The organism is Streptomyces lincolnensis (assembly GCF_021173675.1).
Lineage (GTDB): Bacteria > Actinomycetota > Actinomycetes > Streptomycetales > Streptomycetaceae > Streptomyces > Streptomyces lincolnensis_B.
Genome location: NZ_JAIHON010000001.1, coordinates 30,980 through 45,445 on the forward strand (window position 1 = coordinate 30,980; position 14,466 = coordinate 45,445).

Annotated in this window: 14 protein-coding genes and 1 pseudogene; 11 read left to right on the forward strand and 4 right to left on the reverse strand. The window is 69.3% G+C overall.

From position 1 onward, the window contains the following. Positions 1-6 precede the first annotated feature (6 nt). From K4B79_RS00150 to K4B79_RS00160, 3 genes are read left to right on the forward strand one after another with little or no spacing between them, the layout of a single operon-like run. The gene (locus K4B79_RS00150) at positions 7-204 is read left to right on the forward strand and encodes a ferredoxin (RefSeq protein ID WP_194083504.1); all 198 of its coding nucleotides are present in this window, start codon (positions 7-9) and stop codon (positions 202-204) included. Beyond that, positions 204-1,445 (forward strand): NAD(P)/FAD-dependent oxidoreductase, encoded by a 1,242-nt coding sequence (locus K4B79_RS00155; RefSeq protein WP_232024067.1) that lies wholly within the window; start codon positions 204-206, stop codon positions 1,443-1,445. The genes K4B79_RS00150 and K4B79_RS00155 overlap by 1 nt, the downstream gene beginning before the upstream one ends. Positions 1,446-1,447: 2 nt before the next feature. After that, positions 1,448-2,203 carry a class II aldolase/adducin family protein gene (locus K4B79_RS00160; RefSeq protein WP_269462988.1) on the forward strand — a complete coding sequence of 252 codons (756 nt, stop codon included), beginning with the start codon at positions 1,448-1,450 and terminating at the stop codon, positions 2,201-2,203. 152 nt (positions 2,204-2,355) lie between these two features. Here the strand turns inward: K4B79_RS00160 and K4B79_RS00165 are convergent, their stop codons facing one another. Then, positions 2,356-3,021, reverse strand: a complete 666-nt coding sequence (locus K4B79_RS00165; protein WP_232024069.1) for a TetR/AcrR family transcriptional regulator — start codon at positions 3,019-3,021, stop codon at positions 2,356-2,358. A 15-nt stretch (positions 3,022-3,036) separates the two neighbouring features. Then, on the reverse strand, positions 3,037-3,795 hold the full coding sequence (locus K4B79_RS00170; protein WP_232024070.1) for an SDR family oxidoreductase: 759 nt from the start codon (positions 3,793-3,795) through the stop codon (positions 3,037-3,039). 189 nt (positions 3,796-3,984) lie between these two features. Between K4B79_RS00170 and K4B79_RS00175 the strand changes: the two genes are divergently transcribed. The 7 genes from K4B79_RS00175 (at position 3,985) to K4B79_RS00205 (ending at position 12,091) form a co-directional block, all read left to right on the forward strand. After that, complete coding sequence (locus K4B79_RS00175; RefSeq protein ID WP_232024071.1) at positions 3,985-4,857, forward strand: helix-turn-helix transcriptional regulator; 873 nt, start codon at positions 3,985-3,987, stop codon at positions 4,855-4,857. Positions 4,858-5,197: 340 nt separating this feature from the next. Continuing rightward, entirely contained in the window at positions 5,198-6,451 is a 1,254-nt protein-coding gene (locus tag K4B79_RS00180) for an MFS transporter (RefSeq protein WP_232024072.1), read from the forward strand. Between the two features lie 444 nt (positions 6,452-6,895). Beyond that, positions 6,896-7,864: an aldo/keto reductase gene (locus K4B79_RS00185; RefSeq protein WP_232024073.1), complete on the forward strand. Its 969-nt coding sequence runs from the start codon at positions 6,896-6,898 to the stop codon at positions 7,862-7,864. Between the two features lie 46 nt (positions 7,865-7,910). Then, entirely contained in the window at positions 7,911-8,690 is a 780-nt protein-coding gene (locus tag K4B79_RS00190) for an alpha/beta hydrolase (RefSeq protein ID WP_232024074.1), read from the forward strand. Between the two features lie 119 nt (positions 8,691-8,809). Continuing rightward, a complete protein-coding gene (locus K4B79_RS00195; RefSeq protein ID WP_232024718.1) occupies positions 8,810-9,658 on the forward strand; it encodes an aldo/keto reductase in 849 nt (282 codons plus the stop codon). A gap of 142 nt (positions 9,659-9,800) precedes the next feature. Then, positions 9,801-10,793, forward strand: a complete 993-nt coding sequence (locus tag K4B79_RS00200) for an SMP-30/gluconolactonase/LRE family protein (RefSeq protein ID WP_232024075.1) — start codon at positions 9,801-9,803, stop codon at positions 10,791-10,793. Positions 10,794-11,005: 212 nt separating this feature from the next. Further along, complete coding sequence (locus K4B79_RS00205; RefSeq protein ID WP_232024076.1) at positions 11,006-12,091, forward strand: aldo/keto reductase; 1,086 nt, start codon at positions 11,006-11,008, stop codon at positions 12,089-12,091. Here the strand turns inward: K4B79_RS00205 and K4B79_RS48510 are convergent. Together K4B79_RS48510 and K4B79_RS00210 are read right to left on the reverse strand one after the other, a co-directional pair. Next, positions 11,986-12,600, reverse strand: a pseudogene (locus K4B79_RS48510) (fumarylacetoacetate hydrolase family protein); the annotation flags it as partial. The gene K4B79_RS00205 and the pseudogene K4B79_RS48510 sit on opposite strands and share 106 nt — an antisense overlap. Before the next feature lie 205 nt (positions 12,601-12,805). Further along, the gene (locus K4B79_RS00210) at positions 12,806-13,291 is read right to left on the reverse strand and encodes a MarR family winged helix-turn-helix transcriptional regulator (protein ID WP_232024077.1); all 486 of its coding nucleotides are present in this window, start codon (positions 13,289-13,291) and stop codon (positions 12,806-12,808) included. Positions 13,292-13,482: 191 nt separating this feature from the next. Between K4B79_RS00210 and K4B79_RS00215 the strand changes: the two genes are divergently transcribed. Then, positions 13,483-14,427, forward strand: coding sequence for an ABC transporter permease (locus K4B79_RS00215; protein ID WP_232024078.1), 945 nt, complete (start codon positions 13,483-13,485; stop codon positions 14,425-14,427). Positions 14,428-14,466: the final 39 nt, after the last annotated feature.

A 14,466-nucleotide genomic window follows, 5' to 3' on the forward strand; every position in this document is an offset into this window, starting at 1 on the left:
AGCGACATGGTGATCGTAAAAGCCGATCTTGAGGCGTGCCAGGGCTACGCGAACTGCGTGGTCGGCGCGGACGATGTATTCGACCTCGACGACGACGGGGTAGTCGTGCTCCGCCGGACGACGATCGAGGACTCCGAACGCACCAGAGTCGAGGAGGCAGCCCGCAGCTGCCCGGTCTCCGCGCTGGTGATTGAGGACGACTGATGGCACGCACAGTGATCGTCGGCGCCTCCGTCGGCGGTGTCCGGACCGCCCAGGCCCTGCGGGCGGCGGGCTACGACGGCGAGATCGTCCTGATCGGCGACGAGGATGTCCCGCCCTACGACAAGCCGCCGCTGTCCAAGGCACTTCTGGCGGGAACAACCACCGCGGACCATATTGGTCTGTTGCGCGCGGACGCCGCGGCCGAGGCACGCGTCGAGCTCGCTCTGGGCAACGCGGCAACAGGCGTCGACCGAGAACACCGGCGGGTGCTCCTCACCGACGGCACCAGCCAGTTCTACGACGATCTCGTGATCGCCACCGGGGCCCGGGCCAGGCCGTCACCCTGGGGGACACCACCCGGCGTGCACGTGCTGCGGTCTCTGGCCGACGCCGAGGCGCTCGGCGTCGCCCTGAGGGCCGGCGGACCGTTGGTGGTCATCGGGGCCGGGTTCATCGGCGCCGAGGTCGCGGCCACCGCGCTGGGCATCGGCCTCGACAACGTGACGGTCGTCGACCCGGTGCCGGTGCCGCTGTCCCGGGTGCTCAACCCCGAAGTCGCCGCTGTGTTCGGCGCGTTGCACGCCGCGCGCGGAGTACACACCCGCTTCGGTGTGGGTGTCACCGACGTCAAAGAAACCGGGGACGGACTGGAGGTGTACCTCGACGACGGCTCCGTGCTCCCTGCCGCCACGGTCGTTGTGGGAATCGGGGCCGTCCCGAACGACAACTGGCTTGCCGGCAGTGGGATTCCGACCGACGACGGCGTGCTCTGCGACAGCCACTGCCGCTCCATCGAGGACCCCCACATCTGGGCGGTCGGGGACGTTGCCAGGTGGCGGCACCCTCGCTACGGGCGCAGCGTCCGGCTGGAGCACTGGACGAACGCGGTCGAGCAGGCCGTCTGCGTGGCCCACAACATCACGCACCCGGAAGCCCTCCGCGACCACACCCCGGTCGAGTACGTCTGGAGCGACCAGTACGACTGGAAGGTCCAGCTGGTGGGGCGGACGGGTGGCGACGCGCACGTCCGGGTGGACGGTGCCGACCCCGAGCGTTCCTTCGCCGTGCTCTACGCGGACGAGTCCGACCGGTTCATCGGCGCCCTCACAGCGAACTGGCCGAAGGCGCTGATCACCTGCCGTCGGCTGCTCAACAGGGCCGATGCGGTGCCCAGCTCGCTGCCTGAGGTGCGCGCGCTCGTGGACGACGTGCGGCCAGCCGCCCGGATGGAGGCTCCATGAGTATGCTCACACCGGCATCGACCGAGCTCCGGTCCCGGCGGGGGCTGGTCGCACATGCCTGCCGGGTCATGGCCGGCCGTGGCCTGGCCGACGGCATCCTCGGCCACATCAGCCTGAGAATCGATGACCGCAGGCTGCTCATCCGCTGTCGAGGCCCCCAGGAGCGCGGGCTCGGCTACACAACGCCCGACGACGTCCGGCTGGTCGACTTCGACGGGACCGAAGGAGCCCCGGGCGAACTGAACGGTTACTCCCCGCCGAACGAACTGCCGCTGCATACCGAACTCCTCCGGCAGCGCCCGGAGATCGACGCGGTCCTGCACGCCCACCCACCCGATGTCGTCGCCGCAGACCTCGCCGGCATCAGCATCCGGCCCATCGTCGGGGCGTTCGACATCCCCGGCACCCGCCTCGCCGCCGGCGGTGTTCCGGTGCATCCGCGCGGGGTCCTGATCCGAAACCGTCGCCTGGCCGATGAGATGGTCCGCTCGATGGCGGATCGTCCGGTCGTGGTGCTTCGCGCTCACGGCGTGACCAGTGCCGCGGCCACCGTCGAGCAGGCAGTGCTCCAGGCGATCAGCGTCGACGGCCTGGCCCGGCTCTCCCTGCGAATCGTCTCCGCCGGCGGGACCCTCCTCGACCTGCCCGACACCGACATGGCCGAACTGCCTGACCTCGGTGCGGGCTTCAACACCGACACCGCCTGGCGGCACGAACTCGCTCGGCTTTGTGGCGTCGTTGCTTCAAAACCACTCTGACCCAGTACCCCGCGGCCAACCGTCCCCACCGAGCTCTCAACGGGACGCGGCTGCCGGCCTCCTCGGGCTGCGTGCATGACCTGCCGGTCGCGTCGCCCGGACGCGAGTCCCGGGCGAGGCTTCGGCCGTCACGGGAGTTCGCATCCCGGGGTTCACTCCGCTCGTGCGTTCCACAGCTCCCCGAGTTCCGCCCAGTGCGGTGCCGGGCCCGTCAGGGCGCCGGGTTCGCCGGCTGGCGAGGTGCGCAGTCCGGCGAGGACCATGTCGAGGTAGCGCAGGTGCAGCGCGGTGGCACGCTCACCGGCGACCGGGATGCGCGCGGTGAGGTGTTCGAGCAGCAAGGGGATGTCGGCGGAGGTGAAGTCGGTGCGCAGCACCCCGGCCCGCTGCGCACCGACCACCAGGTCGTCCAGGGCGGCCCGGAGCCTGTCGGCCGCGTCGACGATGTCGTCCGTGGCCGGCAGCCGTCCGCCGACGAGAGGCAGGAGTGGACCGCCCGGCTGCTGGGCGGCCAGTACGTCCCGCAAGAAGCGTGCGAAGGCGGACCAGGGGTCGGGCGCCTCGGCGAGAGCGGTGCGTGCCTGGGTGACGAGCTGCTCCATCGCCACGATCCGCATGCGCTGGGCCAGCGACTCCTTGCTGGGGTAGCGGCGGTAGAGGCTGCCCATGCCGATGCCGGCGCGGCGGGCGATCTCGGAGACGGGAGCGTCCCAGCCGCGCTCGGCGAAGACCTCGCGCGCCGCCTGGAAGAGGCGGGCGTCGTTACGGTCCGCCTCCCGCCTGCGGCCTCGCGGTCTGCCCTCGTACGTGTCACCCATGGCACGGATTCTCCCTCAGCGGCGGCCCACGCCGTGCCCGCCGTCGACGGTGACGACCGACCCGGTGACGAAACCGGCCTCCGCCCCCACGAGCATCGCGATCGCCCCGGCCACGTCCTCCGGTTCCGCGACCCGTCCGAGCGGGGTGTGGTCGGCCAGGAGCCGCTGGAACTCCACCGGCAGCCGGGCGCTGGCCTCGGTGCGCACGTAGCCGGGCGCCACGACGTTGACGTTGATGCCGAGCGGGCCGGCCTCGTAGGCGACGAACCGGGCGAAGGTGTTCAGCGCGGCCTTGGCGGTACCGTGTGCGACCATGCCCACCATGGGCGGGCCGTCGGCCACCGCACTGGAGACGTACACGATCCGGCCCCCGCCCTGGGCCCCCAAGATGGCCAGCGCCCGCTGGGTGAGGGTGTAGGCGGACGCGAGTTCGTTCGTCACCTTGGTGTGGAAGTCGTCCCAGGACAGGCCGGAGAGCGGGGTCGGGGTGAAGCGGGCACCGGCGTTGCAGACCAGGGCGTCCAGGCGCCCGTCGCCCGCCGAGCGGTCCAGCAGTTCGGCCGCCTGGCGGGGGGCGTGCACGTCGGCCTGTATGGCGAAGGCTTCGCCGCCGTCGGCCTCGATCCGCTTGACCACCTGGTCGGCGGCCTCGCGGTTCGAGAAGTAGTTGACGGCCACGCGGTAGCCCCGGGCGGCCAACGCACGCGAGGTGGCCGCCCCGATTCCCCGGCTGCCACCGGTCACCAGGGCCCTCGGCATGCTCGTCGTCTTCAATGTGTCCTCCGGGTCGGCGGAACGATGTGTCCTGCACGAACATATCGGAGCGGAGCGCTCCGCTCAAATAGCACGACCGGACCAGTGCAGTCGACAAGCAATCCGCCAGGATGCTGCCGTGGGAGTCAGTGCTGTGAGGGGTAAAGACAGGGCCCCCCAGCGGCGGCACCGGCTCCCTAGGCTGGCTGTATGGACAATCGGGCTGAAGTAAGCGCATTTCTCAAATCCCGCCGTGACAAGATCACTCCGGAGCGGGCGGGAATGCCGGTGTACGGGCAGCGCCGGGTACCCGGCCTGCGTCGTGGCGAAGTGGCGATGCTCGCCGGCGTGAGTGTGGAGTACTACACGCGCATGGAGCGCGGCGATCTCAGCGGGGTCTCGGACAGTGTCCTGGACGCAGTCGCCCAGGCCCTTCGACTGGGTGACACCGAGCGCGATCATCTCTACGCGCTGGCGCGTGCAGCGAACACAAGCCCGGCTCGGGTGCGGCGGCGTCCGAAGAAGACCGTCGTGCGGCCGAGCGTGCTGCGCATCCTCGAGGGCCTGCACGACCAGCCCGCGTATCTGCGCAACAACCGCATGGACATTCTGGCGGCCAATCCGCTCGGCCGCGCCCTGCACTACCAGCTGTTCGAGATGGAGCCGCCGAACACCTGCCGGTTCGTCTTCCTCGACCCCCGCGCCACCCGGGTCTACCCGGACTGGGAGCGCGTGGCTCGGGACGGGGTCGGTGTGCTGCGGGTCGAGGTCGCCAAGAACCCCTACGACAGAGAACTGTCGAACCTGATTGGTGAGCTGTCCACGCGCAGCGACGCCTTCCGCACCATGTGGGGCGCGCACGACGTGCACGTCTTCACCGAGGGCGTCAAGCGGTTCCATCATCCGGCGGTGGGCGAGATGGAACTGGTCCACGAGAGCCTGGACCTGCCCGGTGACGAGGGGTTGTCCATCACCGTCTACAGCGCCGATCCCGGCACCCCGGCCGCCGATGCTCTGAAGCTCCTGGCCAGCTGGGCCGCCGCGCCGGACCAAGCTGGAACACCGGCCGACATCGAGAGCTGACGCCAAGCGCCGTCCGTCCGGTGTCAGGACCTGCACCCGCGGGTTTCCCGCCCTGCGGGCAGATCACGCCGGTTCCGGTCTGCTCACCAGCGTCACCGTGCGCTCCCAAAAAGAAGCCGAAAGTGATCGTCTCCGCTCCCCGTGCGTCGGACGCACGGCAAGAGGGGGGCACTGCCGTTACCCCTTACAAGCGTGACTGCCTGCCGGACGCGGCCGCTGATTACCTGGATCGCGGCGGGCCTGAAGGACTCGGCCCGCGACCCATCGGCGCGCATGCCGCTTTGCCGGAACACCTTCGGATGACGGGGGTCCGCGCCAACCTGTCTTGAAAGGAATCTCAGTGAGTTCCCCTTCGTCCACGAAACCGGACACCTCGGCCGCCGCACCGCTCACGGCCGACGACGGCACGTCCGTGGCTGCCGGGAAGGTCAAGCTGCCGCCGGTGGTGTGGCTGATGGGCGGCATCACCTTCATCATGGGCACCAGCGAGTTCGTCGTCTCCGGTCTGCTGCCGGAGATCTCCGACGCCCTGAACGTCAGCGTGTCCAGCGCCGGGATGCTCATCACCGCCTTCGCCATTGGCATGACGATCGGCGCTCCCCTGATGGCGATCGCGACCCAGCGCTTGCCGCGCCGTTCGGCCCTCATAGCCGCGCTGCTGGTCTTCGCCGCAGGCCACGTCCTCAGCGCGCTCAGCCCCAACCTGAACCTCGCGATCGTCGGCCGGATCGCCGCCGCGCTGGGCCACGGCACCTTCTGGGCCGTGGGCGCCGTGATCGCCACCGCCGCGGCCGGCCCCGCCGCCAGCACCCGCGCCACGGGCGTGATGGTCGGCGGCATCACGCTCGCCAACATCATCGGCGTCCCCCTGGGTACGGCAGCCGGCCAGCTGGGCGGCTGGCAGACCCCCTACTGGATGCTCGCCGCACTCTCTGTGGCCGCCGCGGCCGTGATCGCCCGCCGTATCCCGGCCGACACCACCCGCGCCGACAGCTCCGTGCGCGCCGAGGTGGCCGCGCTCAAGCAGCCCCGGCTGTGGCTGGTCTACCTGTCCATCGCCCTGCTCCAGGCCGGCATCATGGGCGCCTACAGCTACGTCGCCCCCCTGCTGACCGACCGCGCCCACCTGGCGAGCTCGGCGGTACCGCTGGCGATGCTCGGCTTCGGCATCGGCGCCCTGTCCGGCACGATGGTCGGCGGCCGCCTCGGTGACCGGCGGCCCTACGGCACGCTCATCCCGACCGCCGCCCTGACCACCGCAGCTCTGGGCGCGATCACCCTGTGGGCGACCAACAGCGTCGTGGCCGTCGTCCTGATCATGCTGCTCGGTGCCGCCGGCTTCGCCGGCAACCCGATCGTGGTCGGTCAGGTCGTCAAGATCGCCGGACAGGGCCGGTCCCTGCCGGTAGCCGTGGCCACCTCGGCCTTCCAGATCGGTATCGCCACGGGCTCCTGGCTCGGTGGTGTCGCCCTGAATTCCAGCCTGGACCTGAAGGGCCCGTCTCTGACCGGCTTCGCCTTCGCCCTGGTGGCTCTGCTGCCCCTCGGCCTGCTGGCCGCCTCCCAGCGCAAGGCGGAGGCAGCGCGGAGCTGACCCTTCCCGGGGGATGTCGGCTCCTCCCGCACGCGTTCGACACCTCCCATCCCAAACATCACGTACGCGACTGCTGGAGACGACCGTGGAAGTCCGTCTGCTCGGCCGGCCCGGACTGTCCGTCAGCAGGATGCGCCTGCCTGCATTGGCTCACCGGTACGCCACGCGGCTCCGGCGCGAGGGGGTCACTGCCGTTACCCCCAAAGAGCGTGCCTGTCAGCGGGACGCGGGAGCTGATTTCGTGGATATCGGCGGCTCTGGACAACTCCGCCCGCGCCTCCTCTGCCGTTGCGCCCAGGCCCTGCTGCCTCTCGGCCTGCCGGCCGCCCCGCGGCACACGGCGGAATGAGCGCGGAAATGAGCGCGGAGTTGACACCGCATGGGAAGGCCGGTCCTTCCCGCCCGGCATCCGACACCTTGGCTCCCAGAAATGAAAGGAAGCGCATGCGTACGACGACACTGGGCCCCGGCGGCCCCGAGGTGGGCGTGATCGGCCTGGGCTGCATGGGCATGAGCTACGCCTACGACATGGCCGCGGCTCGCGACGAGGACACGTACGTCTCGGTGATACGCACGGCGCTGGATCTGGGCATAACCCTGATCGACACCGCCGATGTGTACGGACCCTTCACCAACGAGGAACTCGTCGGCCGGGCCCTGTCAGGCGGCCACCGCGACCGGGCGGTCCTGGCCACAAAGGTCGGCGCCCTGTCCCGCGACGAAGCAGGCAACCCGGTCCGCGCCGAGAACGGCCGCCCGGAGCACATCCGCCGCTCCATCGACGAGAGCCTGCAACGCCTGGGCACCGACCACGTCGACCTCTACCAGTTGCACCGGGTCGACCCCCAGGTGCCGATCGAGGAAAGCGTCGGCGCCCTGGCCGAGACGGTCACCGCCGGCAAGGCCCGCGCGATCGGCCTGTCCGAGGTGGACGTCGAACAGATCAAACGCGCTCAGACGGTGCACCCGATCGCCACGGTGCAGTGCGAGCTGTCGCTGTGGACGAGGGACTGGATGCAAGACGTGCTGCCCTACTGCCAGGAACAGAACATCGCCTTCCTGCCCTACTCCCCCCTGGGCAGGGGCTTCCTCACCGGACGCTTCACCTCGGTGGACGACCTGCCCCAGGAGGACGTCCGCCGCCGGATGCCGCGCTTCCAGCAGGACGCCCTCCAGCAGAACCTCGCCCTCGTCGGCCGGGTGCGCGAGATCGCCGAGCGGAACGGCGCCGCCCCGGCCCAGGTCGCCCTCGCCTGGGTCCTGGCCCAGGGCCGGTACGTCATCCCGATCCCCGGCACCAAGACCCCGAAGTACCTGCTGGACAACGCCGGCGCCGCCGACATCCAGCTCAGCGAGGCCGACCTCGCCGCACTCAACGCCCTGCCCGCCCCACACGGCGGCCGGGGCAACTGACCACCCCTACCCAGCCCACTCCCATCGACATCGAAAAGGCATCACTGTGAAGATTGAAAACACGACCGTCAAGGGCGTGTTCATCGAATACGCGCTCTCCGAAAGCAGCCCCTCAGCCGCGCCCATCGTCTTCGTGCACGGCGGCGGCCAGGGCAGCTGGGTGTGGGAGAACTACCTCCCCTTCTTCGCCGCGACCGGCCGGGACTGCTACGCCTTCAGCTGGTACAACCACCACCGCTCCCATGAGCTGCCAGATGAGCAGTTCGCGGCCCGCTCCATGGCCGAGACCGTGGAAGAGCTGGAGATCGTGGTCGACCACATCGGACAGGTACCCGTCCTGGTGACCCACAGCATGGGCGCACTCGTCGGACAGAAGTACGCCGAGAAGCGCCCAGTCGTCGCCGAGGTGCACATCACGCCCGCCATCTGCGCCGAAGTCGGTCTCCACCCGGAGCGGGAGCTCGATCTGTCGAAGCCGGTCGGCATCGGCTCGTTCGAGGAGGAGTGGCCTCGTGTGCTCGCGGGGTGTTCGGAAGAGGACGCCCGCCGGTACTACGCCCTGCTGTCCAGGGAATCGGCCCTCGCCATCCAGGAGACCATCTCCACCTCCTTCAGCGTGGACCGCACGCGCATCGGCGGCCCGTCCCTGGTCATCGCGGCAGAAAACGACGTCGTCGTCCCCGCCGAAGCGATCCGCCGCAGCGCCGCCTACTTCGGCTCCGACTACCTCTTCCTTCCCGGCCGCACCCACAACGTGCTCCTCGAACCCGGCTGGCGCGAGACGGCCCAGCGCATCCACACCTGGCTGGAACGCCAGACCTGGTAGAAGCCGGACGGCCTGCCGTCAGTGCCCAGGCCGGCAGCAGCTTCGCTGCCCCACCGGCTGCTGCCCAGCCGACATCCCCCCACCGTCAGAAAGCGGAGGCTTCACCCATGACGATCAAGGTGCCGCAGGTCGCCCTCAACAACGGCGTGCACATGCCGATCCTCGGCTTCGGCGTCTTCCAGATCCCCGAGGAGCAGACCCAGCAGGCGGTCGAGGCCGCGCTCGAAGCCGGCTACCGCCTCATCGACACCGCCGCCGGCTACGAGAACGAGCGCGCTGTGGGCCGTGCGATCGCCGCCAGCGGCATTCCCCGCGACGAACTGTTCGTCACCACGAAGTTGTGGGTTCAGGACTACGGTGAGGAGAGCGCCAAGCGTGCCTTCGACCGCTCGCTCGACCGCCTGGGCCTCGACTACCTCGACCTGTACCTGATCCACCAGCCCTTCGGCGACTACTACGGATCATGGCGGGCCATGGAGGCTCTCAACCAGGACGGCCGCAGCCGGGCGATCGGGGTCAGCAACTTCTACCCCGACCGGCTCGCCGACCTCATCACACACAACGAGATCGTCCCCGCGGTCAACCAGATCGAGACGCACGTCTTCTTCCAGCGCAGCGCCGACCAGGACCTGATGCGCAAGTACGGTGTCCGGCATGAGTCCTGGGGACCGCTCGCCGAAGGCGGCCAGGGCTTCTTCGACAACCCTGTGCTCGTCGACGTCGCCCGCGCCCACGACAAGACCGTCGCCCAGATCGCCCTTCGCTGGCTCGTCCAGCGCGACATCGTCGTGATCCCGAAGTCGGTACGGCCCGAGCGCATGACCGAGAACCTCGACGTCTTCGACTTCGAGCTCACCGCCGACGAGCTGGACCGCATCGCCGGCCTGGACACCGGCCGCAGCGACATCTTCGATCACCACGACCCGGAAAGGGTCGTCTGGCTCGGCGGCGTGCGGTTCGACACCTGATGCCGCACCGCGTCGCACTCACCTGATCCTCCCACGCACAGTCAGTTCCCCGGCCGCCGACGGCCGGCCGGGGTATCACCCGGCATGGAGTCTCAGGGCACCGCTGTGTCGTCCTCCAGCCGCTTCCACGGAAAGCAGCACCATGCGCATTCGCTTCGCTCACATCGCGGCAGTCTCCGCTCTGGCGGCTGTCCTCGTCGCGGCCCCGTCCGCGTCCGCCACCAACGGAAAGTACGGTCTTCAGCCGATCATCACTCAGGTGAAGACGGCGGTCAGGTTCGACTTCGCCTCAGGCGACTCGCCCGAGAACATCAACGTCAACCCTGACCGCTCCCTGACGGTGTCCATGCTGGGTGTGCCCGCGAACAAGCCGCCGAAGCTGGTACGGATCGCGCCTTCCGGGCAGCGCACTACCCTCGTCACCGGGCATCTGGGCGATCAGATCACCGGTAACACCCGTGGCAGCGACGGCACGGTCTACTACAACGTGGACTCCGACGACGCCGCCCGTAACGGCGTCTGGAAGCTGCCTGCCCACGGCCGTCCCGAGCGTCTGGCCGCCCTGCCCGACGGCCTGCCCAACGGCCTGGCCATCGATGCGGCCGACCGTACCCTCTACGCCGCCGACAGCTACAACGGAACGGTGTGGGCCGTGCCCGCCTCCGGCGGGCAGCCGAAGATCTGGAAGAGCGGCCCGGCGCTCGCGGCCGACCCCGACGGCTCCCTGCCGCTGGGCGTCAACGGCGTCCGCTTCCACAAGGGCGCCGTGTGGGTGAGCAACTACAGCCAGGGCACCCTGCTCAGGATCCCGGTCGCCGCCCACGGAGCCCCCGGCCGCGTCCACACCGTCGCCGACGACATCCCCGACCTCGACGACTTCGCCTTCCTCAACAACCACTCTGACATCGTCTTCGCCGCGCAGAACGACCCGACCGACCGGGTCACCGTCGTGCGCCCGAACGGAACCACCCAGACCGCCCTCACCGTCGACGACGGCCTCGCCTCCCCCACCACCACCGCCGTAAGCGGCAACCATCTGTACATCGCCGACGCCGGGTTCAAGGCACCCCACGACGCGAAGCTGCAGCGCGGAACCATCAACCTCAAGGCCCTCACCGGGCACTCCCACCACTGAGCGGCCCGTAAAGTCCGGCGATCCTTCGAACGGACTCGCGGCAGACACGCGAAGGCAATGACCTCCGGCTCGTTCGGGGGACGGTGACACCGCCCCCCGAACCGTACAAGCCGCACGCCACCTCGGGGTGACGCCGTAAACCGTTCCGTCGTCCCGAGCCCGCCGCAACTGTCCCCCACCGCGGCGTGAGCCGCGCAACGCCAAGGAGTCCCATGGAGTACCGCAAGCTCGGCAACACCGGAACCGCCGTCTCCCGCATCGCGTTCGGCACGATGTACTTCGGCGTCCAGACCCCCGAAGACGAGGCGTTCGCGCTCCTGGACGCGTTCGTGGACGCCGGCGGCAACCTGGTCGACACCTCCAACGTCTACGGCGGCGGAAGGAGCGAAGAGATCATCGGCCGCTGGTTCGCCAGCCGCCCCAACGACATCACCGACCGCGTCGTACTGGCCACCAAGGGCCGCTACGGCACCGGCACCGACGTCAACAGCCTCGGCTCCACCCGTCGGCAGCTGCGCCACTCACTCGACGCCTCCCTGCGCCGCCTCGGACGCGACCACGTCGACCTGTACCAGATCCACGCCTGGGACCCCCTGACCCCGATCGAGGAGACCCTGTCGTTCCTCGACGACGCCGTCCACGCCGGGAAGATCAACTATGTGGGGCTTTCCAACTTCACCGGCTGGCAACTCCAGCTCACACTCTCCACCGCACTGCGGATGGGCACCCACGCGCCCGTGTCCCTCCAGCAGCAGTACAGCCTGCTCTCACGGGAGAGCGAGTACGAGGTCATCCCCGCCGCATCGCACAACCAGGTCTCCCTGCTGCCCTGGTCCCCCCTCGCAGGCGGCTTCCTCACCGGCAAGTACCAGCGCGGCACCACCCCCGATCCCGACACCCGCGCTGGCTCCGACGACGAGCTGTACCAGTGGGTCTCCGCCGAGTACGCCGCCTCCGACCGTAACTGGCACACCATCGACACGGTCGTCCGCATCGCCCGTGAGACCGGCCACACCCCCAGCCAGGTCGCCCTGGCGTGGGCAGCCGACCAGCCCTCCGTCGCCGCCCCCATCGTCGGCGCCCGCACCCTCAGCCACCTGACCGACAACCTCGGCGCGGCCGAACTGCACCTGGACGCCGACACCACCGCGGCCCTCAACACCGTCAGCACGCCACAGCACGGCGGTTACCCCTACGGCGGCTTCGGCACCGCGCAACGCTCCCGCGACTTCCACGGCAGCAAGGCCCAGGCGAACCTCGTCGACGGCGGAAGTGACGCACCCCTCGGCCACGCATAGTCGCACTCGAAAGCTCGGCAATTCGCTGCCAGCGAAGCGGATCGGCGCCTCCTGATGCCGGGAGGCCGGAACAGGCCAGCTTTGGGAATGGCTGCGCGACGGAATTGCCGGGGCCCGGGCCCACCGCACATCGGCATCCTGGTGCATCGGCGAGCCGGTGCCGCCGCGGCGGCGAGCGGAACCTTGTGGCCGCGCGTCGGCGAGAGGGCGGCACCGGCAGAGTCCACCGACACCTCCAGCCGGCCGACCCGATCGATCTCCACGACGTTCCAGTGACCGTCGCGCACCACGCCGACGCGTGCGGGCGTGCCGTGGAGATCACATCCCGGAAGCAGCCGCATCGCGCTCGAGATGTACGACAGAAGCCGCGGGACGTCCCAGATGAGGTCGGCGATGCGGGCGGGCTGCCGCTGTGTGCCGTCCACCGAGCAACGCATTCGAGCGCCTGGGCGGCTCAGCTTCGTCGGGGGTAACCAGCTGGGCCCCATGGGGGGGAACGTGTCGAAGGACTTGCGGAGCGCGCGGCCCTCATTCCGCGGGGTCGCGCATCGTCATGTCGAGTAGGCAGGTGCAGCCGCCGATGTGGTCGAGCTCCACTTCACCCTCCTGGTCGAACCGCCAATCCTGATACGGCAGTCGAACGACACCGCCGTCCGGAACAAGAGACAAGGGCGACTTGAGGAAGACGCCGAGAGTGTCGACACCCCGAGGGGATCAGGCCACTTCCGAGTGCGCGCCACTCGACTCCGTCGACGGCAGGGCATCCGGATTGAGCTCGGCAAGTATCCGATGCAGCAGGGAGTGAACGACTGACCGCTCAGCCGGGGTAAGAACCGCAAGCGCCTCCCTGTCGAGACGTTCCACCACATCCCGCGCCCGTTCGGCGACCTTGGCACCCCTGTCCGTGATGGCCAACTGGACGGTTCTGCGGCTCGAAGGGTGCTCACGGCGCACCACAAGGTCTCGGTCCTCCAACGCGCTGACAGCGGCGCCCATGGACTGCGGAGTGATGCCGGTGCGACGCGCGATCTCCGCGGCGGAGATTCCCGGCGTCCAGACGAGGTGCTGGAGGGCGTTGTGCTGGGCGATCGTGAGATCGAGCGAGCGCAACGCCCTCTCCAGACGCGTCCCCATCACATGGGTCACCTGCCACGCGAGATAGCCGGTACGTGCCGAGGGGTCCACCTGAGTGGAACGCATGAGCGCAGCTCCGAAAGTAAGGTGCCTGATATTTCTATGGTAGGAATAGAAGGTACCTTACATTTCGAGTGAGGAAGAAGCCCGTGTCCACATCGCCCCCCGCTTCCTTCGAGCCCAGCCACGCTCAGCCCCACCACGCAGTCGACTCCGCTCCCTCGCCGCAGGGTGCGACCGGCGTGAAGGGCGTTCTGATGCCAGTCGTGATCGTTCTGATCATCGGCTCGATCTTCATCAGCGTCTTTCTGGCGGCCTTTCACGCTCCGCGACCCCATGACCTTCCGGTCGCCGTCGTGGGAACGACCGAGCAAGCCGAACAGGTCACCGCAGGGCTGGAGACCGGGCTGCCCGGCGGCTTCGCGGTGAAGCGCTATACCGACCAGAGTGCGGCCCGCCACGCTCTGGAGGACCGCAAGGTGTACGCCGCCTACATCACGGGCTCCGGCAAGTCCTCCGAACTTATGTACGCGGGCGCCAACGGCCCTTCGGTGACCTCGACGGTCACCGGCGCCTTCTCGGGTGTCGCCAAGGCGAGCGGCGTCCGGCTGACCGTCCAGGACGCCGTTCCGGCCTCGGCGGGCGACACCCGCGGCATGTCGGTGTTCTACGCCGGGTTCGGCGTCGTGCTGGCCGGGTTCCTGTTCGGCATGATGACCTACCAGATCGCTCCCAGCCTGGAGTATCGGTGGAGGCTGACCAGCCTGTTCACCTTCAGCGTCCTCGGCGGGATCGTGGTCGCGGTGATAGCCGGGAGCGCGGGCTTCGCGGCACTGCCCGGACCCTTCCTGGGCATCGCGGGGGTCATCGCCTTGATGGCCGCAGCTGTCGGCAGCGCGACCATGGCGTTCATGCGACTCTTCGGCCGAGCCGGGATGTCGCTGGCCGCCGTGGTCCTGTTCACCTTCGGAAACAGCACCAGTGGCGGCACGCTGCCCACTGCCTACCTGCCGGACTGGCTCCATCCGTTCTCGAAGATCCTCCCGGTGGGAGTCGGCGTCCGAGCCGTCCAAGGGTTGTCCCACTTCAACAACGACGGCCTCACCGTCGGCATCGTCGTCCTGGTCGTGTGGATCCTGATCGCCTCCGCGACGCTCTACTGGCGCGACGCGCGCGCTCCGCGCCGCGAAGCCGTCGCCTGACCAGCCTTCCGCCGAGTGTCGTCGCCGACCACCCCACAG

Coding starts and splice junctions, on each gene's coding strand:
- K4B79_RS00150 (WP_194083504.1), top strand. CDS start 7: ATGGTGATCGTAAAAGCCGATCTTGAGGCGTGCCAGGGCTACGCGAAC.
- K4B79_RS00155 (WP_232024067.1), top strand. CDS start 204: ATGGCACGCACAGTGATCGTCGGCGCCTCCGTCGGCGGTGTCCGGACC.
- K4B79_RS00160 (WP_269462988.1), top strand. CDS start 1,448: ATGCTCACACCGGCATCGACCGAGCTCCGGTCCCGGCGGGGGCTGGTC.
- K4B79_RS00165 (WP_232024069.1), bottom strand. CDS start 3,021: ATGGGTGACACGTACGAGGGCAGACCGCGAGGCCGCAGGCGGGAGGCG.
- K4B79_RS00175 (WP_232024071.1), top strand. CDS start 3,985: ATGGACAATCGGGCTGAAGTAAGCGCATTTCTCAAATCCCGCCGTGAC.
- K4B79_RS00185 (WP_232024073.1), top strand. CDS start 6,896: ATGCGTACGACGACACTGGGCCCCGGCGGCCCCGAGGTGGGCGTGATC.
- K4B79_RS00200 (WP_232024075.1), top strand. CDS start 9,801: ATGCGCATTCGCTTCGCTCACATCGCGGCAGTCTCCGCTCTGGCGGCT.
- K4B79_RS00205 (WP_232024076.1), top strand. CDS start 11,006: ATGGAGTACCGCAAGCTCGGCAACACCGGAACCGCCGTCTCCCGCATC.
- K4B79_RS00210 (WP_232024077.1), bottom strand. CDS start 13,291: ATGCGTTCCACTCAGGTGGACCCCTCGGCACGTACCGGCTATCTCGCG.
- K4B79_RS00215 (WP_232024078.1), top strand. CDS start 13,483: ATGCCAGTCGTGATCGTTCTGATCATCGGCTCGATCTTCATCAGCGTC.